Genomic DNA, 21513 nt, shown 5'->3' with positions numbered 1-21513 from the left:
GCACACTTCGGTCGGACTGGGGCACGGCTCAGTCGGCCGCGCGGATGACCTCGAGCGCGTGCTGGAGGTCATCGGGGTACGGGGACTCGAAGTCGACCCAGTCCCTCGTACGGGGGTGCTCGAACCCGAGCCGTACAGCGTGCAGCCACTGGCGCTCCAGGCCCACCCTCTTGGTCAGCGTCGGGTCGGAGCCGTAGAGCGGATCGCCGACGCACGGGTGCTTGAGCGCCGCCATGTGTACCCGGATCTGATGGGTGCGTCCGGTCTCGAGCTTGATCTCCACGAGACTCGCGAACCGGTGGGCCTCGAGCGTCTCGTAGTGCGTGACGCTCGCGCGCCCGTCGGCCATGACCGCAAACTTCCAGTCATGCTTGGGGTGCCGTCCGATCGGAGCGTCGACCGTGCCCTCGAGCGGGTCCGGATGCCCCTGGACGAGTGCGTGATAGGTCTTGTCCACCTCGCGGTTGCGGAACGCCCGCTTGAGCACCGTGTAGGCGTGCTCGGACTTCGCGACGACCATGAGGCCGCTGGTGCCGACGTCGAGCCGCTGGACGATGCCCTGCCGCTCCGGGGCTCCCGACGTGCTGATCCGGAAACCCGCGCCCGCGAGCCCGCTGACGACGTCCGGCCCGGTCCAGCCGACGCTCGGGTGGGCCGCGACACCTGACGGCTTGTCCACGACCACGATCTCGTCGTCGTCGTGCACGATCCGCAGGTTCTCGACGATCTCGGGGACGACCTCCGTGACGTCACGCTGACGCGGGATGGTGACCTCGAGGAAGGCCCCCGCCTCGACCCGGTCCGACTTGGCAGCCGGACGGTGGTCGACGGTCACGAGGCCGTCCGCAACCAGGTCGGCGACCCGGGTGCGCGACAGTCCAAGCAGCCGGGCGAGGGCCGCATCGAGGCGTTCGCCCGCGAGGCCGTCGGGCACGAAGTACGCCCGGTGCTCGGCCCCGACTGGATCAGCGGTCATGCCGGGCCCTTGTCCGGGTCGTCGGCGGCATCGCCGTCGGCGCTCCTGTCTTCGCCGGCGTCGGCTTCCTTCTTGGTGACCTTCGTCCCGTCCAGGCCGACTCCGCGGACCGTCTGGACCACGATGATCACCGCCGCCAGGTTGATCATGACGTCGGCGATGTTGAACACCGGCCAGTTGGGCGGCCAGTCCGGGAACTGGAGGAAGTCGACCACGTGGCCCTGCAGCGGCGACGGCTCGCGGAAGATCCGGTCGGTCAGGTTGCCCAGGGCGCCGGCGAGGAGGAGACCGAGGCCGATCGCCCAGAACGGGTCCCGCAGCTGGCGCGCCATCCGGATCACGACCACACAGACGGTGAGCGCGATGACCGTGAGCACGATCGTGAACCCCGTGGCCATGCCGAAGGCGGCTCCGGGGTTACGGACGAACGTCAGATGGAGGACGTGGGGGATCACGACGACCGGGTCCGCATCTTCGAGGCGGGCGACGGCGACGATCTTGGTGATGAGGTCGGTGAGGTAGCCGAGAACTGCCACCACCCCGAAGAGCACGATCCTTCTGGACCGTGCTCGGGGGTGGACGGAGTCGCTCTCGGGGGTCAGCGACGTTCCTCGCGTTGCTTGCATGTCATGCACAGTGTGGCACGCGGGAACGCCATCAACCGCATCTTCCCGATCGGCTGCCCGCAGTTCTCGCAGTTGCCGTAGGTCCCGGTCTCGATGCGCCCTAGTGCCTTCTCGACCTGGACGAGGAGGTCGCGGTGGTTCGCCACGAGCGACATCTCGGCGTCACGCTCGAGCGACGTGGAGCCCACATCGGCCTGGTCGTTGCCCGCACCATCGACGCCGCCGCTGAGGAGATCGGCCAGCCCGCGCTCGGCGATCCCGATCTCGTCGAGGAGCCGCGTCCGGTCTGCCAGGAGGCCGTCGCGCACCTCTCCCAGCTCCTCGGCGGTCCACGGAGTCTCGTCCGGCTTGACGGCAAGCGACCCGGGCGCTGCCACAGTGGGGTTGGTCACAGTCTTCTTCGCTCCTGTCGTACGGGGCTTCGACACCGTTCTCTTCTTCGGTGGCGCCGTCTTCTTCGCCGTCGTCTTCTTGGCGACGGACTTCTTCGTCACGGTCTTCTTGGCGGGCGCCTTCTTTGCGGGCGTCGCCTTCTTGGCCGTGGTCTTCTTCGCCGTGGTCTTCTTGGCGGTGGTCTTCTTGGCCGTCGTCTTCTTCGCCGTGGCCTTCTTGGCCGGCGTCGCCTTCTTGGCCGCAGTCTTCTTGGCCGGCGTCGCCTTCTTGGCCGCAGTCTTCTTGGCCGGCGTCGCCTTCTTGGCCGCAGTCTTCTTGGCCGTGGCCTTCTTCGCCGCGGTCTTCTTGGCCGGCGCCGCCTTCTTCGCCGCGGCCGTCGCCTTCTTAGTCCGGCTCGCGGCCGCGGACTTCGTCGCGCCGACCTTGCGTGCGGCAGCCTTGATCGCCGCGGCGCCACGGCCCACGGCGTTCGTTCCTCGTGTCTTGGTCGTGCTTGCCATCTCTGTGCCCCCTCGATGTGCACGAAATGCCACACATCGAGGCGATCCGATCCGGATTGCCTCGATGTGACGTGGTGCCCGAACTGTAGGCGCGCCTCGAGAGGTTCACAAGCCGATTTGCCGTGTGTCGCCCAGAGCGTTCGCTTCCGGACAACGACCGACACCAGAACTCGTCCCCCGTCACCACGTCGGGCGTACTGGACTAGACTTTGTCCCAGCCGCAGGTATCGATGGGGACACGCGACGCGCGACCACCTGTGCCGAAGCGATCTGGGGACGGTGGGAGCCCGGAGCACAGCGCATGCCGCATCACCCCGGAGCCGCCGGAAGAACCGCCCTGTACGGGTTGACCGTACGAGGCGCAGTAGACCCGCGCAGCGGCGCGCCAAGAGAGGGCGTACGCCTCGCCGTACGTCAAGGAGGGTGGTACCGCGGGGCCCACGGGCCTCGTCCCTTCGCCAAGCCGAGCACCGCTCCAGACTTGTCGGAGGAACACCGTGACCGCCGCGTACCACCCCGTCCCCGCCCACGTGGACCTGCCTGCCATGGAGCGCGACGTCATCGCGCTCTGGGAGAGCGAGGGCACCTTCGAGGAGTCTCTCGCCCGCCGTGAGGGCGCGCCCCGTTGGACCTTCTACGAGGGACCGCCCACCGCCAACGGCACCCCTGGCGTCCACCACGTGGAGGCCCGCGTCTTCAAAGACGTCTTCCCCCGCTTCCGCACGATGCAGGGCTACCTCGTCGAGCGCAAGGGCGGCTGGGACTGCCACGGCCTCCCGGTCGAGATCGCCGTCGAGAAGGAGCTCGGCTTCAACGGCAAGCCCGACATCGAGGCGTTCGGCGTCGCAGAGTTCAACGCCAAGTGCCGCGAGGCCGTGCTGCGCAACGTCGACCTATTCGAGCAGATGACCGAGCGGATGGGCTACTGGGTCGACACCGACGACCCGTACCGCACGATGGACACCCCGTACGTCGAGAGCGTCTGGTGGGCGCTGCAGCAGATCTTCGACAAGGGGCTGCTCACCGAGGACTACCGCGTCGCGCCCTACTGCCCCCGCTGCGGCACCGGCCTGTCCGACCACGAGCTCGCCCAGGGGTACGAGACGGTCGTCGACCCCTCGGTCTACGTCCGCTTCCCCCTGACCTCCGGGCCGCTGGCGGGTGAGGCGTCGCTCCTGGTGTGGACCACCACGCCGTGGACGCTCGTGTCCAACGCCCTGGTCGCCGCCAAGGCCGACGTCACGTACGTCGCCGCGAGCAACGGCCACGAGACGCTGGTCGTCGCCGAGCCCCTTCTCGAGCAGGTGCTCGGCGAGGGTTGGACCGTCGACGCCCGGTTCGAGGGCACCGAGCTCGTCGGCTGGACGTACGACCGCCCGTTCGACCTCGTCGAGTGGCCCGGTCGCGCGCACTTCGTCGTCAACGAGGAGTACGTGACGACCGAGGACGGCACCGGCCTCGTCCACCAGTCCCCTGCCTTCGGCGAGGACGACTTCCAGTCGTGCCGCCGCAACGGCGTCGCGATGGTCAACCCGATCGACCCGACCGGCCATTTCGAGGCCGGGATCGACCTCATCGGCGGCGCGTTCTTCAAGAAGGCCGACGCCACCCTCGTCGACGACCTCGACTTCCGCGGACTGCTGTTCCGCCACGTCCCGTACGAGCACACCTACCCGCACTGCTGGCGCTGCCACACGCCGCTGATGTACTACGCCTCCCCCGCGTGGTACGTCCGCACGACGGCGGCCAAGGACGCGCTGCTGCGTGAGAACGAGGGCACCAACTGGTTCCCCGAGACGATCAAGTGGGGCCGGTACGGCGACTGGCTGCGCAACAACATCGACTGGTCGCTGTCACGCAACCGCTACTGGGGGACGCCGCTGCCGATCTGGCGCAACGACGTCGACCCGAGCAAGCTCGTCTGCGTCGGGTCGCTCGCCGAGCTGTCGGAGCTGACCGGCCGTGACCTGTCCGACCTCGATCCCCACCGCCCGTACATCGACGACGTCACCTTCACCGTCGACGGCGAGGAGGGCACCTACCGACGCGTCCCCGAGGTCATCGACGCGTGGTTCGACTCCGGCTCCATGCCGTTCGCGCAGTGGGGATACCCGCACCTGCCCGGGTCCGAGGAAAAGTTCCAGCAGGCGTTCCCGGCGCAGTACATCTGCGAGGCGATCGACCAGACCCGCGGCTGGTTCTACTCCCTGATGGCGGTCTCGACCCTCGTCTTCGACAAGAACTCGTACGAGAACGTCGTCTGCCTCGGCCACATCCTGGCCGAAGACGGTCGCAAGATGTCCAAGCACCTCGGCAACATCCTGCTGCCCGTGCCGCTGATGGACGACCACGGCGCCGACGCCGTCCGCTGGTTCATGGCGTGCTCCGGCTCGCCCTGGCAGGCACGGCGCGTCGGCCACGGCGCCCTGCAGGAGATCGTCCGCAAGGTGCTCTTGACCTACTGGAACACCGTGGCCTTCCACGTCCTGTACGCCCGTACGGCTGGCTGGTCGCCCGCAGACGGCGCTCCGCCGGTCGCCGAGCGCCCGGTGCTCGACCGCTGGCTAGCCTCGCGGACGCAGGAGCTCGTGGGCGAGGTGACGACCTGCCTCGAACGGTTCGACACGCAGCGGACGGGCGCACTGCTCTCGCAGTTCGTGGACGACCTCTCCAACTGGTACGTCCGCCGCTCGCGCCGCCGGTTCTGGGACGGCGACCCAGCCGCGCTCGCGACGCTGCACGAGACGCTGGACGTCCTGACCCGCCTGATGGCGCCGCTGACCCCGTTCGTGACCGAGCGGGTCTGGCAGGACCTCTTCCGCACCTCCGCCCCCGATGCCGCGCCCTCGGTGCACCTGGCATCGTGGCCCGTCGTCGACGAGACGCTGGTCGTGAAGGGGCTCGACGAGCAGGTCTCCCTGGCCCGGCGCATCACCGAGCTGGGCCGTGCGGCGCGTGCCGAGGCGAAGGTCCGTACCCGTCAGCCGCTGCGCCGGGCGCTCGTGCCCTCGCGCGCGTGGGACCAGCTCGGCCCCGAGCTGCGGGCGGAGGTCTGCGACGAGCTCAACGTCGGCACGCTCGAGTCGCTCGCCGGTGCGTCCGGCGACCTCGTCGAGTACTCCGCAAAGGGCAACTTCCGCAGCCTCGGCAAGCGCTTCGGCAAGCAGACCCCAGTGGTCGCGTCCGCTGTGGCGTCGGCGGACGCCGCCGCGCTTGCGGCCGGCGTCGCCGACGGCGGCGCGTACACGCTCGACCTCGAGGTCGACGGCGAGGACGTCTCGGTGACCGCCGACGACGTCATCGTCTCCGAGCGCCCGCGCGAGGGCTGGGCGGTCGTCAACGACCAGGGCGAGACGGTGGCGCTCGATCTCGAGCTCGACGACGCGCTGATCCGCGCCGGCGTGGCCCGCGAGGTCGTACGGATGCTCCAGGAGGCCCGCAAGAACGCCGGCTTCGAGGTCAGCGACCGGATCCGCGTCACCTGGGCGGCGTCGGGCGAGACGGCGGACGCCGTCCGCGCGCACACCGACCAGATCGCGGGCGAGGTGCTGGCGGTCGCGCTCGAGGAGGGCGCCGCCCTCCTCGACGGCTTCACCGCCACCGACGAGGACCTCCGCGTCACCGTCTCCCTCGTGAAGGCCTGACCGGCCGTTCGCTCCTCCCCTCCAAGCCCCAACGGCCACCCGCCACCCGGGCCCGCCCCGGCGGACGGGCAACACAGAAGGGCCCCGCTCGACCTCTCGGTCGGGCGGGGCCCTCTGCGTCGTACGAGTGGCTCAGGAGCGCACGTCGTCGTCGCCGAAGAGCGACTTGAGACGGCGCGGAGCGTGCTCCGGCGTCGACGAGTGCACGGCGGCCGGCGCAGCGGCCGTCGGCAGCGCTGCCGCGACCGACTGCTCACCCTCGAGGTTCGAGAGCTGAGCCTGGAAGTAGCTCTTGAGGCGGCTGCGGTACTCGCGCTCGAAGGTGCGCAGGCGCTCGAGCTCACGGTTGAGGTCGTCACGCTCCTTCTCGATGTTGCCGAAGGCCTGCTGGCGGCGCTCGGCGGTCTCGGCATCAAGCTTCTGGGCACGCATCCGGGCCTCGCTCTCGAGGCGCTCGGCCTTGCCACGCGCCTCGTTCTCGACGCGGTCGGCCTTGGTGCGGGCCTCGCCGAGAATCCGGTCGGCCTCGTTCTTGGCCGCCTCGACGAGCTCGTCGGCGTTGTGCGTCGCGATCTCCAGCAGCCGTGCGGCGGCACTCGACGCGTCACCGACCGAGGTGGTCGGGGCGGGAGCCGGGGTAGGAACGGGCGGGGGCGGCGGCGGAGCAGCGATCGGGGCCGGAGCCGGGGCGGGCGCGCGGAAGGAGTCGAACGACGAGGTCGGCGAACCTGAGCCGGTCGAGGCGGCGGCAAGCTTGCTCCGCAGGTCCTCGTTCTCCAGGGTCAGACGCTCGAGCTCGGCCTCGACCTCGTCGAGGAACTGGTCGACCTCGCCCATGTCGTAGCCCTCACGAAGCCTGACCGGGGTAAATCGCTTGTTCCGCACGTCCTCTGGCGTCAACGGCATGGTCTCACCTCGGGGTCATGTTTCATCGGACAGTCCTGACAACGGTACTCGGTGGGGGAAACAGCACCTGCGGCACCCCGCGGGACACCACACTAGTGCGCGACCCCTCCACCGAAGAAGGGTCCTGCTCACCTGAAGAAGATCTGTGCATTGACGATCTGCAGGAGATAGAGCCCGATGAGCAGCACCATCGGCGACAGGTCGAGCGCCATACCGCCGAAGCGGATGGGCGGGATGACCCGGCGCACGGCGCGCATCGGGGGGTCGGTCACCGAGTAGACGGCCTCGCAGATGACGAGGACGAAGCCCTTGGGCTGCCACGAGCGCGACAGCACCTGGACCCAGTCGATGACGAAGCGGGCCAGCAGGAGCAGAATGCAGGCCCACAGGATGAAGTTGATGATCTCGCCGACAACGACCATGGACGTCAGTGTGCCTCGCGTCAGCTCTGATTGAAGAACCCGCCCTGCGCGAGGCGCTGGCGGTCCTCGGCCGTGACGGTCACGTTGGGGGGCGAGAGCAGGAAGACCTTGTTGGTGATCCGCTCGATCGAGCCGTACACGGCAAAGATGAGGCCGGCCGCGAAGTCGACGAGACGCTTGGCGTCGTTGTCGTCCATCTCGGTGAGGTTCATGATGACGGGCGTGCCCTCGCGGAAGTGCTCGCCGATCGTCCGTGCCTCGTTGTACGTCCGCGGGTGGAGCGTCGTGATCCGAGTGAACTCGGCGGCCGCGGGGACCGCGGTCGGCCCGGGTGTCGGCGTCGGCCGACGCCGCTCGTCGATGCGCGCCACGGTCCGGGAGTCGGCCTCGTGCACAGCAGGACGTGCCGTTGTGCGACGGGATGTCTCGGCGTCCGCCTCGTAGTCGTCGTAGTCGTCGTACTCGCCCGACTGCTCGACGAGGCCGAGGTACTCACCCATCTTGCGCATCGCGCCAGCCATCGCCTGACCTCCTGGACCCACTGCGGGTTGAACGGTGCTCACTGTCTCAGTCAACCTACCCGAGCGCGGGCCTCTCTCCGAGCACTGAACGCCCTATCCGTACGTGTGTCGCGCCGTGTCGTACGGCGGACTCGAGGTCGCCGCTCATGCCGGCCGAGATCGTCGTCGCGCCCGGGTACGACGCGGCCACGCTGGCTGAGATCTCGGACAGGCGGGCGAACGCGGGGTCCGGATCAGCGCCGAGCGGCGCCACCGCCATCACTCCCCCGAGCACGAGACCGTCGGCGGCGTCGATGCGACCAGCGAGCGCGAGGATGTCCGCAGGGTCAGCCCCCGCGCGGCCGACCGGGTCGTCGTCACGCCCCTCGAGGTTGACCTGGATCAGCACCTCGACCTCGCGTCCCGCCAGCGCGGCGCCCCTTGCGAGCGCGTCGACGAGCCGAGGCCGGTCGACCGAGTGGACGACGTCCGCGTAGCGGGCGACGGCGCCGGCCTTGTTGGTCTGGAGCCCGCCGACGAAGTGCCAGCGCAGCCCTGCCCCCGCCTCACCGGCCTCCTCGCGCTTGCGGGCCGCCTCGGGGTGACGATTTTCACCGACGTCGGTGACGCCGAGGGCGGCGAGGTGCGCCACGTCGGAGGCGGGGTAGGTCTTGGTCACCACGACCATCGTCACGTCCTCGGGGGCGCGTCCCGCCTCAGTCGCGGCCGCAGCGATCCGCTGCCGTACGGAGGCGAGGTTGTGCGCGAGCTCCGCGCGCCTGTCGGTCACGGGCGGATCCGTACGAGCCCGCCGAGCCGGCCGGACTGCTCCCCTTGGCGCCGGTACGAGAAGAAGTCGGACTCTCCTTCGTACGTGCAGACCGGGAGGTCACCCGCGAGATCATGGACACGCGCGCCGGCCTTCTCGAGCTGCTCGGACGCTGCAGCGGCCAGGTCGAGCGCCGGGGTCCCCCACGACGTCTGTGCCCACGCGACCGGGAGCCGGCCGGCGACGTCATCGCGCATCTGTGCGGGGACTTCGTAGCAGCGCCCGCAGATGCGCGGCCCGATCCAAGCCCTGATCTGTTGCGCGCCGAGGTCGCGCATCGCCTCGACGGTCGCTGTCGCGACATCGACGACGACACCGCGACGACCCGCGTGGGCGACTCCGACCACGCGCGCCTCGTCGTCAGCCAGCACGATCGGGAGGCAGTCGGCCACCCGGACGACGAGCACGGCGCCGGGCACAGCGGTGACCAGCGCGTCGGCCTCGGGGTACGGCTCGGTCGGGGAGCCGGCGGTGACGACGTGCACACCGTCCCCGTGGACCTGCCGCATGAGCCGGGCTTCGGAGGGGTCTCCTCCGAGGGCACGGGCGGCGGCCACGACGTTGCGTGCGACTGTCTCCGCGTCGTCGCCGTTGCCCGCCGCCAGGTTCAGCGACGCCCACGGACCAGCACTCTCACCGCCGTGCCGGTCCGTGAACGCGAGGTCGACGTGCGACAAGGACTCGTGGAAGGCGAACATCTACTACTTCAGGAAGTCGGGGATGTCGAGGTCGTCCTCGAAGGGGTCGGCCTGGCGCTTCGGCGCGACCGGACGGGTGCCGTTGCCGACGCCGGTGGCCGACGTGCCGTTCGACGACGGGCGATCGCTCGACGACTCGGCCGCGCTGGCCCGGACGCCGACAGGCATCCGCTCGTTGCCGTTCGATGACGACTCCTCGCGAGCCGCCGGCGTGGCCGGCGCCTCCTTCTGGACCGGACGCGCCGGCGCGGCGTCGCGGCGAAGCGCCGGGCGCGACGCATCGCGACGCTTGGGCGTGCCGCCGTCGAACCCGGCAGCGATGACCGTGACACGGACCTCGTCGCCGAGCGCGTCGTCGATCACGGCGCCGAAGATGATGTTGGCCTCGGCGTGCGCAGCCTCGCTGACCAGTGCCGCGGCCTCGTTGATCTCGAACAGACCCAAGTCGGAGCCACCCGCGATCGAGAGCAGCACACCGTGCGCGCCGTCGATCGAGGCCTCGAGCAGCGGACTCGACACCGCCATCTCGGCAGCGGCGACCGCACGGTCGTCGCCTCGGGCGGACCCGATGCCCATGAGTGCAGAGCCGGCATCGGACATGACCGACTTCACGTCGGCGAAGTCGAGGTTGATCAGACCCGGGGTCGTGATCAGGTCGGTGATGCCCGAGACGCCCTGCAGGAGCACCTGGTCAGCCTGCATGAAGGCGTCGATCATCGTGACGTTGCGGTCGCTGATCGAGAGCAGCCGGTCGTTGGGGATGACGATGAGGGTGTCGACCTCTTCGCGCAGCGACTCGATGCCGTCGTCGGCCTGGTTGGCGCGGCGGCGTCCCTCGAAGGAGAACGGCCGCGTGACGACGCCGATGGTCAGCGCACCGAGCGAACGCGCGATGCGCGCGACGACAGGAGCACCACCCGTACCGGTGCCGCCACCCTCGCCCGCGGTCACGAACACCATGTCGGCGCCCTTGAGGACGTCCTCGATGTCGTCGGCGTGGTCCTCCGCCGCCTGACGACCGGTGTCGGGGTTGGCGCCTGCGCCGAGACCCCGGGTCAGCTCGCGCCCAATGTCGAGCTTGACGTCGGCATCGCTCATCAGCAGCGCCTGCGCGTCGGTGTTGATCGCGATGAACTCGACTCCCTTGAGGCCAGCCTCGATCATCCGGTTGACGGCGTTGACACCGCCACCTCCGATACCGACCACCTTGATCACGGCCAGGTAGTTCTGAGCTGCCACGATGGTGCCCCTCACATGCTTGGTGTCTCGAGCCGGAACCCTAACCCTCTACTTCAGGGTTATAGTTATGTCAACCTCGGCGTTCTGTGACGAACTTACGGGGTGACCGACGGCCCTCGGCGCCGACACGCCGCCACAGCACGCGACGTCCCCGATTTGTGCACTTTGCCGTGGAATGCCCGAGCGACTGCACGGTTAGGTGCACACATCGGGGACGGGACCTCAGCGTGCGAGCGGCGGGTGCGCAGACGACGTCGGGGTGCGCAGGAGGAGCCCGAGCACGACGTTGGCGGCACCGGCGACCACCCCGAACGCGACCACGCCCGGCATCGCGTCGTCGACGACAAGATCCTGGTACGACGCCACGGCGATCCAGCACAGCGGCGCGGCCGGCACCCACGCCAGCGCGAGCACGGTGAAACCGAGCACTCTGCGCCGCCACACCATCGCCGCCGCCACGCTCACCAGGACGAGCACCGCCACCGCGCCGACGAGCGACCAGAACAGCACCCTCTCGGAGTCGAGTGGGTCGGTCGAGAGCGCGAGACGCTTGGTCAGCTCAAGGAACGCCCACGTGGCGACCACGAGCGAGGCCAGGCCCAGCAGGACGCACTGCGCGATCCCGACGGCGATCGCGCCAGCGTTGGCCGACCGGCCCGGAGCGGCGACGCTCATGTCGCGCACGCTACTCGTGCCCACGAGGGCTCGCGATTCGTGCGCCGCTCAGGGGACGATCGTCGGCCGCTCCGGCGCACTGACGTCGTACGCCGTCGCCTTCTGCTTCAGCAGGGCGGAGAGCACGTCGGCCTTGAGCTCCGCGTGGTCCGCGCTCCCCCACGCGACCTCGGCGCCGTCACGCAGCTCGAGGGTGATCGCGTCACGACTGCTGACACGCACCTCGCGGACCTTGCGGGCGAGACCGGCGTCCATCGCAGCGACGGCCTGGGCGACCTCCCGCAGTGCCTCGGCGCGCGGGCCGGCACCGGACGCCAGCTCCACCGACGGCAACCTGCGGGGCGGCTTGCCGGCGGGCGGGTACACCACGCCGTCGGAGTCGATCAGCCGCACATCGTTGCGCCCGGCCAGGCGCGCCACCGGCCGGCGTTCGGTGACCTCGACCACGACCGTACGCGGCCACTGGCGACGGACATCGACGGAGGCGACCTGCGGAATCTCCTCGACTCGGTCGCCGACAGCGCCGAGGTCGAGCCGCGCCAGGGGGCGGCCGTCCGGCACCGCCGCCTGCGCACGGACGACCTCGGCACCGACGGTGCTCGCACCACGGACGTCGACGTGGTGGGCCCCCAGCACGGGCGTCTCGAGCACCGTCCACGCCACACCACCCGCGGCCGCGAGGACGGCGGCGACGAGGAGGTACGGACGCAGCCGCTGAAGGCGCGCCCGCCAGCGCCTCCCAGCGAACCGGTCCGTCACCGTCACCTCGTCCGGGTCCTCTCCTCCAGCCGCGCCACGAGGCGCGGGCCCACGGTCGTGATGTCGCCGGCTCCCAGGAGCAGGACGAGATCGCCGCGGCGGGCGAGCGACGCGAGCTGCGCGTCGAGCGTCGCCGGCGGCTCGCCGGCGTGCACGGCGTCCGCGGGCAGACCGACCGCCTCTCGGACGAGCGCGCCGGTCACCTCGGGATCGGGATCCTCGCGCGCCAGGTAGATCTCGGTCACGACGACCTCGTCGGCCGCACCGAGCGCCCGGCCCATCGCCGCGCCGAAGATCCGCGTCCGGCTCACCAGGTGCGGCTGGAACGCGACGAGCACGCGTGCACCGCCGGCAAGGGCCCGAGCCGCCTGGAGGTCGCCCGCGATCTCGACGGGGTGGTGGGCGTACGAGTCGTACACACGCACGCCGTCACCCTCGCCGATCAGCTCCATGCGACGGCTCGCTCCCGAGTACGCGGCCAGGCCGGCGGCAGCGTCAGCGAACGTCGCCCCGCACTCCAGTGCCGCGGCGAGCGCACCGAGCGCGTCGACGACGTAGTGCTGCCCCGGCACCTGCAGCATGACGCGACCGAGCTCGTCGTCGCCGCGGACCACCGTGAACGACGTGCCGCCCCCGGAGGTGAGCAGGTCCACGCCGCGCAGGTCGGTGCCCTCGGAGAGCCCGGTGCTGATGACGCGAAGGCCTCGCCGGCGCGCGCGGACGGCGAGCGCGGCGGCGCCCGGGTCGTCGGCACACAGCACGAGGAACCCCGCGGGATCGATCCGGTCGACGAACTCGGCGAACGCGGCCTCGTACGCCTCGGGCGTCCCCCACACGTCGAGGTGGTCGGCGTCGACGTTGGTGACGACCGCGCCGTACGGCTCGTAGACAAGGAAGGCGCCGTCGCTCTCGTCGGCCTCCGCGACGAACCACTGCCCCTGACCTGCATGGGCGTTGGTCCCGAGCGAGGCGACGGGCGCGCCGATCGCGTACGACGGGTCGAGCCCGGCACGGACCAGGGCCGTCGCGAGCATCGAGGTCGTCGTGGTCTTGCCGTGCGTGCCGGCGACGGCGACCACGTCGCGGCCGATCATCACCGACTGCAGACCAGCCGAGCGCGGATAGAGGCGAAGGCCACGCGCGCGCGCCGCGACGATCTCGGAGTTGTCGTCGCGTACGGCGGTCGAGGCGATCACCGTCTGCGCGTCGCCGAGGTTGTCGGCCACCTGACCGACGTGGACGACCGCGCCGTCCGCCTCCAGCGCCCGCAGCGTCGGCGAGTCCTGGGCGTCGCTGCCCTGGACGCTCACCCCGCGCTCGAGCATGATCCGCGCGATCGCGGAGAGACCTGCGCCGCCGATACCGATGAGGTGGACCGTGCCGAGATCCTCTGCGGGCTCGATCACGGAAGGGACGTCGATCCTCATCCCTGGCCCGCCTCGGAGCCGGCTGCGGCGAGGATCTCGCGGGCGAGCACGTCGTCGGCGTCGCGCGGCATCAGGTCGGAGGCCGCCGCGGACATCCGCTCGAGACGAGCGGAGTCGCGCAGCAGCGAGACGACGGCCGTCGCCACCCACTCGGGGGTCAGCGCCGCGTCCTCGACGAGGATGCCGCCCCCCGCGCCCACGACCGGGTGCGCGTTGAGGGCTTGCTCACCGTTGCCGATCGGCAGCGGCACGAACACCGCGGGCAGCCCGACGGCCGCGACCTCGGCGACGGTGTTGGCCCCGGAGCGGCACACGATCCCGTCGGCGGCCGCGTACGCGAGGTCGATCCGCTCGATGAACGGAAGGGTTACGTACGGCGGCTCGCCGGGCGCGCGCTCAACCTGCGCCTCCTCGACGCGACCGGCGGCGTGCAGCACCTGGATGCCGGCGGCGGCGAGCTCGTCGGCGGCACCGGAGACGGCTTGGTTGATCCGGCGCGCACCCTGAGACCCGCCGGTGACCAGCAGCGTCGGGCGGTCGGGGTCGAGGCCGAACTCCGCGCGCGCCCGCGCACGCTCCGCCTCCCGGTCGAGGTGCGCGATCTGCTCACGCATCGGCAGGCCGATGTAGCGCGAGTGGACGAGTGGGGTCTCGGGAAAGCTCGTGAACACCTGCTGCGTGAACCGCGCACCGAGCTTGTTGGCGACACCCGGAAGCGCGTTCTGCTCGTGCACGACGATCGGGACTTTGCGCTTGCGCGCGACGAGGTACGCCGGGACCGACACGTACCCGCCGAACCCGACGACGACGTCGGGGCGCACACGGTCGAACACCTCACCGGTCGCCTTCACCGTGCCCGCCAGCTTGCCCGGGACCTTCAGGAGGTCGGCGCCGAGGCTGCGGGGCAGCGGGACGGCCGGCACCAGCTCGAGGGGGTACCCGGCCTGCGGCACCAGCGTCACCTCCAGCCCACGCGGTGTCCCGAGCGCCGTGATCTCGGCGTCGGGAGCGAGCCGGCGAACCGCGCCCGCGGTCGCCAGCAGGGGTGAGGTGTGGCCGGCGGTTCCTCCGCCGGCCAGCAGGACGCGTAGCGCCACCAGGTCATCCTTCCTCTCGGACAGTGCGTCCGACGGGTCGTGGTGCGGGAGTCGAGGGTTTCTGCACTCCCCCGGGCTGCTGACCGGTGCGCGGGCCGCGTCGACGGCGGTGCACGCGCAGGGCAGCGGCCGCCCCCGGCTCGGTCCGCGCGAAGCTCGCCAGCAGGGCGAGCGCGATCACGGTCGGGACGAGTGCAGACCCACCGTACGAGATGAGCGGGAGCGGGATGCCGATGACCGGCAGCATGCCGAGCACCATGCCGATGTTGATGATCGTCTGGACCATCAGCCACACCGTGATGCCGGCGGCCGCGTAGCGGGCGAAAGGGTCACGAGCACGGCGGGCGATGCGGAACCCCACGTACGCGAGCAGCCCGAAGAGGATGAGCACGGACAGCGCCCCGACGAGCCCGAGCTCCTCCCCGACGACCGCGAAGACGAAGTCCGTGTGGGCCCCCGGGAGCGCCCCCCACTTCTGACGGCTGCCGCCGAGTCCCACGCCCAGCCACTGCCCGGTCGCCAGCCCCATCAGCCCGTGCGCGGCCTGGTAGCCGCTGCCCTGGGCGTCCGCGAACGGGTCGGTGAACGACGTGATGCGCTTGATCCGCTCGTCGCTGGACTGGACGAAGAAGAGCGCGATGGCGGCGGTGCCGAGCAGCGCGACGAGGAACGCGCGCCCCGGCAGACCGGCGACGAACAGCATCCCGAGGATGATCGCGAACAGCACGAGCGCCGTCCCGAGGTCACGCTGGAGCACGACGAGCATCGCGACGAAGCCGGTGACCGGCAGCATCGGGATCAGCACGTGCTTGGGGTCACTCAGGAGGCGCTGCTTGCGGGCGTAGAGGTCGGCGGTCCACAGCACGATCGCGAGCTTGGCGATCTCGGAGGGCTGGATGAGGAACGGTCCGCCGAAGTTCAGCCAGTTCTGGTTGCCCCGGACCTCGTAGCCCAACGGCGTGAAGGTGAGCGCGAGCAGCACGAGCGCGAGGAGCAGCAGCGGGTAGACGAACCAGCGCAGCACGCGCAGCGGGAGCTGCCAGGCGATCGCGCCCAGGACCAGCGCCGCCACGAGGAAGCCTGCCTGCCGCGCCGCGAGGGCGTACGGGCTGCCGCTGTTCTGGTACGAGGTGACCGAGCTCGCGCTGAGCACCATCACCATCCCGAAGCCCACGAGGAGCGCGGAGACGGCGAGGACGAGGTAGTACGACGTCAGCGGCTTCTCGAGCACCTCGCGAACGGTCGCGGTCCACGAGTGCCTGCCGGACCTGCTCACCGCGCGCCTCCCGATCTCCTCGACGTCGAGGGCGACGAGGTCACCGCCGCGACGCTGCGTACCTGGCCACGGCTGCGGCGAAGGAGTCCCCTCGTTCGGCGTAGCCCGTGAACTGGTCGAAGGACGCGCATCCTGGCGCCAGCAGCACGGTGTCACCCATCCGGGCGAACCCTGCGGCCGCGTCCACGACACGATCCATGAGCACATCCTTGCCCGCGTCGACCTCGACGACGGGTACCTCGGGCGCGTGTCGCCGCAACGCCTCGTGGATCGTCGCGCGATCAGCACCGATCAGGACCACGGCCCGCAGGCGGTCCGCCGCGCGCGTGACGAGGTCCTCGAATCGGGTGCCCTTGGCCTGACCGCCCGCGACCCACACGACCGAGGGGTATGCCTGGAGGGACGACAGCGCCGCGTGCGGGTTGGTCGCCTTGGAGTCGTCCACGTACGTCACGCCCTCGACCTCGTCGACGCGCTGGATGCGGTGGGCGCCTGGCTCGTAGCCGCGGAGCCCCTTGCGCACCGCGGCCGGGGCGACGCCGTGCGCCCGGGCGAGCGCAGCCGCCGCCAGGGCGTTCGCGACGACGTGCGGTGCCGGAGGCTCGCCCGCGGGACCCGCGAGGTCGGAGAGCGTCGCGAGCTCGGCGGCGCTCGTACGGCGCTCCTCGACGAACGCCCTGTCGGCGAGCACATCGTCGACCATCCCGAGCATCCCGACCGAGGGGACGCCGAGAGTGAACCCGACCGCCCGCGCGCCCTCGGCGACGTCGGCCGCGCGGACCAGCTGCTCCGTCGCCGGATCGGCCACGTTGTAGACGCACGCCCGCGCGACGTGCTCGTAGATCCGCCCCTTGTCGGCCGCGTAGCCGTCTCGACCTCCGTGCCAGTCGAGGTGGTCGTCGGCGACGTTGAGGACCGCTGACGCCTCGCAGGCGATCCGGTCGGCGAAGTGCAGCTGGAAGCTCGACAGCTCGACCGCCAGGACGTCGTAGCCGAGCGGGTCCATCACCGCCTCGGTGACCGGGACGCCGATGTTGCCGACCGCAGGGCCGCGTAGCCCCGCAGCGGCGAGGATCGACTCGAGCATCTGGACGGTGGTGGTCTTGCCGTTGGTGCCGGTCACCGCGAGCCATGGCGCAGCGCCGGGTGCGCGCAGCCGCCAGGCCAGCTCCGGCTCGGACCACACGGCCACGTCGCGCCCGAGCGCCTCGGCGACGATGGGCGTACGTGGGGGGAGCCCCGGGTACGGGACGAGCAGGTCCACGCGGTCGGGCATGGTCGCCGTGGCGCCGGAGCCGAGACGGACGTCGGCGCCCAGCACCTCGAGGATCTGGGCGCGGTCGCGCAGCTGGTCGGTGTCGCCGTCGTCGAGGATCGTGACCTGGGCGCCGACCTGGACCAGCGCGTCCGCGGCCGCATAGCCGCTGACGCCGAGCCCGGCGACCACCGCATGAACGCCTTCCCAGGAGTCCTCGCGGCCGAGACGGTCGACGTCTGGCGCACTCACAGGCCGCTGACCCACTCGGAGTAGAAGATGCCGAGTCCGAGCGCGACGAACAGTCCGCTGATGATCCAGAACCGGACCACGATCGTGATCTCCGCCCAGCCCATCAGCTCGAAGTGGTGCTGGAGCGGCGCCATCCTGAACAGGCGTTTGCCGCCGGACATCTTGAACCAGCCGACCTGCAGGATCACCGACACCGTGATGATGACGAAGAGGCCGCCGAGCACGAGCAGCAGGATCTCGGTGCGGGTCATGATCGCGAAGCCGGCGATCACACCGCCGAGCGAGAGCGAACCCGTGTCGCCCATGAAGATCTTGGCCGGAGAGGCGTTCCACCACAAGAACCCGAAGCACGCACCGGTCAGAGCTGCCGCGACGACGGCGAGGTCCAGCGGGTCTCGGACGTCGTAGCACTTGGGCCCGGGGTTGAAGGCGCAGGACTGGTTGCTCTGCCACAGGTTGATGAGCATGTAGGCGCCGAACACCATCACCGAGGCACCGGTGGCGAGGCCGTCGAGCCCGTCGGTGAGGTTCACGGCGTTGCTCGTGCCCCAGATCATCACGAGCACCCAGACGACGATCACGGCCGCCGGGAGCGTCCAGCCGGGGATGTCACGGATGAAGGAGATGCCTTCGGAGATCGGCGTCCGACCGTTGCCGTCGGGGAAGCTCAGGGCCAGCAGCGCGAAGCTCAGGGCCACGATCGCCTGCCCTGCCAGCTTCGCCTTGGAGCGCAGCCCGAGGCTGCGCTGCTTGATGACCTTGATGTAGTCGTCGAGGAACCCGACCAGCCCGAGTCCGACGAAGAGATAGAGCAGCAGCAGCGCGGAGGCCGACGGCGACGTCCCGGTGATCAGCTTGGCGAGCGCGTACGCGACCACGACCGAGACGATGATGACGAGACCGCCCATCGTGGGCGTGCCGCGCTTGGTGTGGTGAGAGGTCGGTCCGTCGTCTCGGATGAGCTGACCGTAGCCCTTGCGCACCAGTAGGCGGATCGCGAGCGGCGTGCCCAGCAGCGTGCCGATCAGCCCGAACCCGCTGGCGATCAGAATGGCCCTCATCGAGCGTCGTTCCCTTCGTCGTCGCGTGCCTCGCCGCTGGTGGACTCGGCGTCCGCGACTCTTCTCTGTGGGTCTGTCTCGGCCAGCAGCGCCGCCGCCAACCGCTCCAGACCGCTGGCCCGTGAAGCTTTGACCAGCACGATGTCACCCGCACGGAGGTATCCGCGCAACCACGCCAGCGCGTCGTCGAGGTCGTCGACGAGCACCGAGTCAGCGCCGGCGGCCGCGGCGGCCTCATGGATCTGACGCGCACCGACACCGACGGCGACGACCTGGGTGACACCGAGGTCGGCTGCGAGACTACCAACGGAGGCGTGCGCGGCACCCGCCGCACCGCCGAGCTCGAGCATCTCACCGAGCACCGTCACGACCCGCCTCCCGTGCGCCATCGCGACGACCGCGCGAAGGGCGGCGGCCACGGACTCCGGGTTGGCGTTGTAGGCGTCGTTGACGACCATCAGCCCGTCAGACCGGACGGACCGCTCCATCCGCCAGGCCGACCGGTTCGTCACGTGCGCGAGCGCCTCCACGACGGAGTCGAGCGAGAGCCCGGCAGCGAGCGCGGCAGCCGTGGCAGCCGCCGCGTTGGACGCCTGGTGGGCGCCCAGCAGCGGGACGTGCACCGCGGCTGAGAGCCCGTCGGCACGCAGGACGAAGCGGGGTTCACCGTCGTCGCCGACGCGTACGTCGTCGGCGACGACGTCGGCACCCGGCGTGGTGCCGTACGTCCGCACCGTCGCGACCGTGCGCGACCGCATGGCGGCGACCGCGGGGTCGTCGGCGTTGAGCACGGCCACTCCGTGCGCGGGGAGAGACTCGACGAGCTCACCCTTGGTACGGGCGATCGCCTCGACCGACCCGAACTCTCCGACGTGTGCCGTGCCGACGTTGAGGACGACGCCGATGTCGGGTCGGGCGATCGCACAGAGCGCGGCGATGTTGCCGACCGCGCGTGCGCCCATCTCGACGACCAGGTAGCGGGTCGCAGCCTCGGCGCGCAGCACCGTCAGCGGGACGCCGAGCTCGTTGTTGTAGTTGCCGGCGGTCGCCACGGTCGGTGCGCTCGCGTCGAGCACCTGGGCCAGAAGGTCCTTGACGCTGGTCTTGCCCTGCGACCCCGTGACGCCGACGACCACGCAGCCGTCGAGCCGGTCCCGGACGTCGCGTGCGAGGCGCGCGAGCGCTGCCTCGACGTCGTCCACGACCACGCAGGGACCATCGACACGACGCTCGCCGAGCACGGCGGCGGCACCTGACGCATAGGCAGCAGGCGCGAAGTCGTGACCGTCCACGTGCTCGCCGCGCACCGCGACGAAGAGGCCTCCCGACTCGACACGACGCGAGTCCAGGGTCGCGGGAGCCGTCACATCGACACCCTCGACGTCGTACGGAGTCCCGCCGACGATCTCGGCGACCCGTCCCAGTGCGGTCGTGATCACGCGTCGCCCCCGAGCCGGGTACGAAGCGCCTCGGACAGCACGCTCCGGTCGTCGAACGGGTGCACGACGTCTCCCACGATCTGGCCACGCTCGTGCCCCTTGCCCGCCACGACGACCACGTCGCCGGGACGTGCTTGAGCGACGGCACGGACGATCGCTCCGCGGCGGTCGCCGATCTCGACGAGCTCGGCCGCGGCTCCTGCCTCGCGGGCTCCCTCGAGCACCGCGGCACGGATCGTCGCCGGATCCTCGCTGCGCGGGTTGTCGTCCGTGACGACCACCACGTCCGCCAGCTCGGCGGCGACGGCACCCATCAGGGGGCGCTTGCCGGGATCACGGTCTCCCCCGGCACCGACGACCACGAGCAACCGTCCGTCACCGAGCCCGCGCAGGGACGACAGCACGGCCCGCAGCGCATCGGGCTTGTGGGCGTAGTCGACGATCGCGGTGAAGTCCTGGCCCTCGTCGACGGGCTCCATGCGTCCGGGGACGCCCTCGCAGGCGGCGATGCCGGCGAGCGCGTCCTCGACCGCTCGTCCCGTGGCCGTCACCGCCGCGAGGACGGCGAGGGCGTTGGCGACGTTGAAGCGGCCGGGCAGCCGGACCACGAGGTCGTGCTCGACCTCGTCCGGACCGACGACGCGGGCCCGGGACCCCGACGCGGTGGTCTCCAGCGCGACGACGCGCCAGTGCGCCTCCACGCGTCCCTCGAGCGACACGGTCGTCACAGGCAGGGACGTCGCGTCCGCGAGCCGGCGTCCGTACGGGTCGTCGATGTCGATCACCGCCTGCGCGGCGCGCTCGGGCGTGAAGAGCGCGGCCTTGGCGGCGAAGTAGTCCTCGACGTCGGCGTGGAAGTCGAGGTGGTCACGCCCGAGGTTGAGGAACACCGCGACGTCGTACACGACGCCGTCGACCCGGTGCAGCGCGAGCGCGTGGCTCGAGACCTCCATCACGACGGCGTCGGCGCCGTGGGCCTCCATCACCGCGAACAGTGCGTGGAGAGCGGGCGCCTCGGGCGTCGTGAGGGCGGAGGCCACCGGGCGCCCGCCGAGGAAGGCACCGGTCGTCCCGATCGCACCGACCTGGTCGCCGCACGCCCGCAGCGCCGAGGCGGCGAGGTAGGCGCTGGTCGTCTTGCCCTGGGTGCCGGTGATCCCCAACGTCGTCAGACGCTGCGCCGGATCGCCGTAGACCGTGACGGCCACGGCGCCGAGGACGGTACGAGGATCGTCCACGACCACCAGCGGGACCGTCGCCGGGCCGTCCGCGATGATCGCGGCCCCCTCGGCGTCGGTCAGGACGGCGACCGCACCGGCGTCGACCGCCTGTGCGGCAAAGCGCGCGCCGTGGGTGCGTGCACCCGGCAGCGCCGCGTACAAGTCACCCTCGCGGACGTCCGACGAGGCGAGGGTGACCCCGGTCACGACGGTCTCGGGCGGTGCGCCGACGACCCGGCCGCCGATCGTCGTCGCCAGTGCGGTGACCGGCACGGGATCGACCGACGGTGGTCGGGTGTCGAGCGGGAGTGGAGGCTCA

19 protein-coding genes are annotated in these 21513 nt (G+C 70.9%); 1 reads left to right on the top strand and 18 read right to left on the bottom strand.

Annotated features, from left to right (window positions below; translation table 11 throughout):
• Positions 1–28 precede the first annotated feature (28 nt).
• From H4N58_RS07935 to H4N58_RS20935, 3 genes are read right to left on the bottom strand one after another with little or no spacing between them, the layout of a single operon-like run.
• Complete coding sequence (locus tag H4N58_RS07935) at positions 29–976, bottom strand: RluA family pseudouridine synthase (RefSeq protein WP_167008434.1); 948 nt, start codon at positions 974–976, stop codon at positions 29–31.
• A complete protein-coding gene (gene lspA / locus H4N58_RS07930) occupies positions 973–1527 on the bottom strand; it encodes a signal peptidase II (RefSeq protein ID WP_243843120.1) in 555 nt (184 codons plus the stop codon). Before lspA ends, H4N58_RS07935 begins: the two co-directional genes overlap by 4 nt.
• Positions 1528–1574: 47 nt before the next feature.
• Complete coding sequence (locus H4N58_RS20935; RefSeq protein WP_167008430.1) at positions 1575–2495, bottom strand: TraR/DksA C4-type zinc finger protein; 921 nt, start codon at positions 2493–2495, stop codon at positions 1575–1577.
• 497 nt (positions 2496–2992) lie between these two features.
• Between H4N58_RS20935 and ileS the strand changes: the two genes are divergently transcribed.
• On the top strand, positions 2993–6139 hold the full coding sequence (gene ileS / locus H4N58_RS07920; protein WP_255490706.1) for an isoleucine--tRNA ligase: 3147 nt from the start codon (positions 2993–2995) through the stop codon (positions 6137–6139).
• Positions 6140–6271: 132 nt separating this feature from the next.
• On the opposite strand, the gene H4N58_RS07915 is transcribed toward ileS, so the two are convergent.
• The 15 genes from H4N58_RS07915 to H4N58_RS07845 all read right to left on the bottom strand — a co-directional run bounded on the left by H4N58_RS07915 (position 6272) and on the right by H4N58_RS07845 (position 21452).
• A complete protein-coding gene (locus H4N58_RS07915) occupies positions 6272–7045 on the bottom strand; it encodes a DivIVA domain-containing protein (RefSeq protein ID WP_167008428.1) in 774 nt (257 codons plus the stop codon).
• Positions 7046–7173: 128 nt separating this feature from the next.
• The gene (locus tag H4N58_RS07910) at positions 7174–7467 is read right to left on the bottom strand and encodes a YggT family protein (RefSeq protein ID WP_167008425.1); all 294 of its coding nucleotides are present in this window, start codon (positions 7465–7467) and stop codon (positions 7174–7176) included.
• 20 nt (positions 7468–7487) lie between these two features.
• Positions 7488–7988 (bottom strand): cell division protein SepF, encoded by a 501-nt coding sequence (locus H4N58_RS07905; protein ID WP_167008422.1) that lies wholly within the window; start codon positions 7986–7988, stop codon positions 7488–7490.
• A 55-nt stretch (positions 7989–8043) separates the two neighbouring features.
• A complete protein-coding gene (locus H4N58_RS07900) occupies positions 8044–8757 on the bottom strand; it encodes a YggS family pyridoxal phosphate-dependent enzyme (RefSeq protein WP_167008419.1) in 714 nt (237 codons plus the stop codon).
• Complete coding sequence (gene pgeF / locus H4N58_RS07895; RefSeq protein ID WP_167008416.1) at positions 8754–9494, bottom strand: peptidoglycan editing factor PgeF; 741 nt, start codon at positions 9492–9494, stop codon at positions 8754–8756. The genes H4N58_RS07900 and pgeF overlap by 4 nt, the downstream gene beginning before the upstream one ends.
• Positions 9495–9497: 3 nt before the next feature.
• A complete protein-coding gene (gene ftsZ, locus H4N58_RS07890; protein WP_167009319.1) occupies positions 9498–10736 on the bottom strand; it encodes a cell division protein FtsZ in 1239 nt (412 codons plus the stop codon).
• A 219-nt stretch (positions 10737–10955) separates the two neighbouring features.
• A complete protein-coding gene (locus H4N58_RS07885; RefSeq protein ID WP_167008413.1) occupies positions 10956–11408 on the bottom strand; it encodes a hypothetical protein in 453 nt (150 codons plus the stop codon).
• A 48-nt stretch (positions 11409–11456) separates the two neighbouring features.
• Complete coding sequence (locus tag H4N58_RS07880; protein ID WP_167008411.1) at positions 11457–12167, bottom strand: cell division protein FtsQ/DivIB; 711 nt, start codon at positions 12165–12167, stop codon at positions 11457–11459.
• A gap of 2 nt (positions 12168–12169) precedes the next feature.
• A complete protein-coding gene (gene murC, locus H4N58_RS07875) occupies positions 12170–13594 on the bottom strand; it encodes a UDP-N-acetylmuramate--L-alanine ligase (RefSeq protein WP_167008409.1) in 1425 nt (474 codons plus the stop codon).
• A complete protein-coding gene (gene murG / locus H4N58_RS07870; protein WP_167252070.1) occupies positions 13591–14694 on the bottom strand; it encodes an undecaprenyldiphospho-muramoylpentapeptide beta-N-acetylglucosaminyltransferase in 1104 nt (367 codons plus the stop codon). The genes murC and murG overlap by 4 nt, the downstream gene beginning before the upstream one ends.
• A gap of 1 nt (position 14695) precedes the next feature.
• Entirely contained in the window at positions 14696–15967 is a 1272-nt protein-coding gene (ftsW, locus tag H4N58_RS07865) for a putative lipid II flippase FtsW (protein ID WP_243843119.1), read from the bottom strand.
• A 40-nt stretch (positions 15968–16007) separates the two neighbouring features.
• A complete protein-coding gene (gene murD, locus H4N58_RS07860) occupies positions 16008–17474 on the bottom strand; it encodes a UDP-N-acetylmuramoyl-L-alanine--D-glutamate ligase (protein WP_167251887.1) in 1467 nt (488 codons plus the stop codon).
• Positions 17471–18535 (bottom strand): phospho-N-acetylmuramoyl-pentapeptide-transferase, encoded by a 1065-nt coding sequence (mraY, locus tag H4N58_RS07855; RefSeq protein WP_167008404.1) that lies wholly within the window; start codon positions 18533–18535, stop codon positions 17471–17473. Before mraY ends, murD begins: the two co-directional genes overlap by 4 nt.
• Complete coding sequence (gene murF / locus H4N58_RS07850; protein ID WP_167251888.1) at positions 18532–19974, bottom strand: UDP-N-acetylmuramoyl-tripeptide--D-alanyl-D-alanine ligase; 1443 nt, start codon at positions 19972–19974, stop codon at positions 18532–18534. The genes mraY and murF overlap by 4 nt, the downstream gene beginning before the upstream one ends.
• Positions 19971–21452 (bottom strand): UDP-N-acetylmuramoyl-L-alanyl-D-glutamate--2,6-diaminopimelate ligase, encoded by a 1482-nt coding sequence (locus H4N58_RS07845; RefSeq protein ID WP_370465468.1) that lies wholly within the window; start codon positions 21450–21452, stop codon positions 19971–19973. Before H4N58_RS07845 ends, murF begins: the two co-directional genes overlap by 4 nt.
• Between the last annotated feature and the right edge of the window lie 61 nt (positions 21453–21513).

The organism is Mumia sp. ZJ1417 (assembly GCF_014127285.1).
Lineage (GTDB): Bacteria > Actinomycetota > Actinomycetes > Propionibacteriales > Nocardioidaceae > Mumia.
Note: the sequence above shows the minus strand (reverse complement) of the source record. Positions and strands in the feature narration are given on the sequence as shown.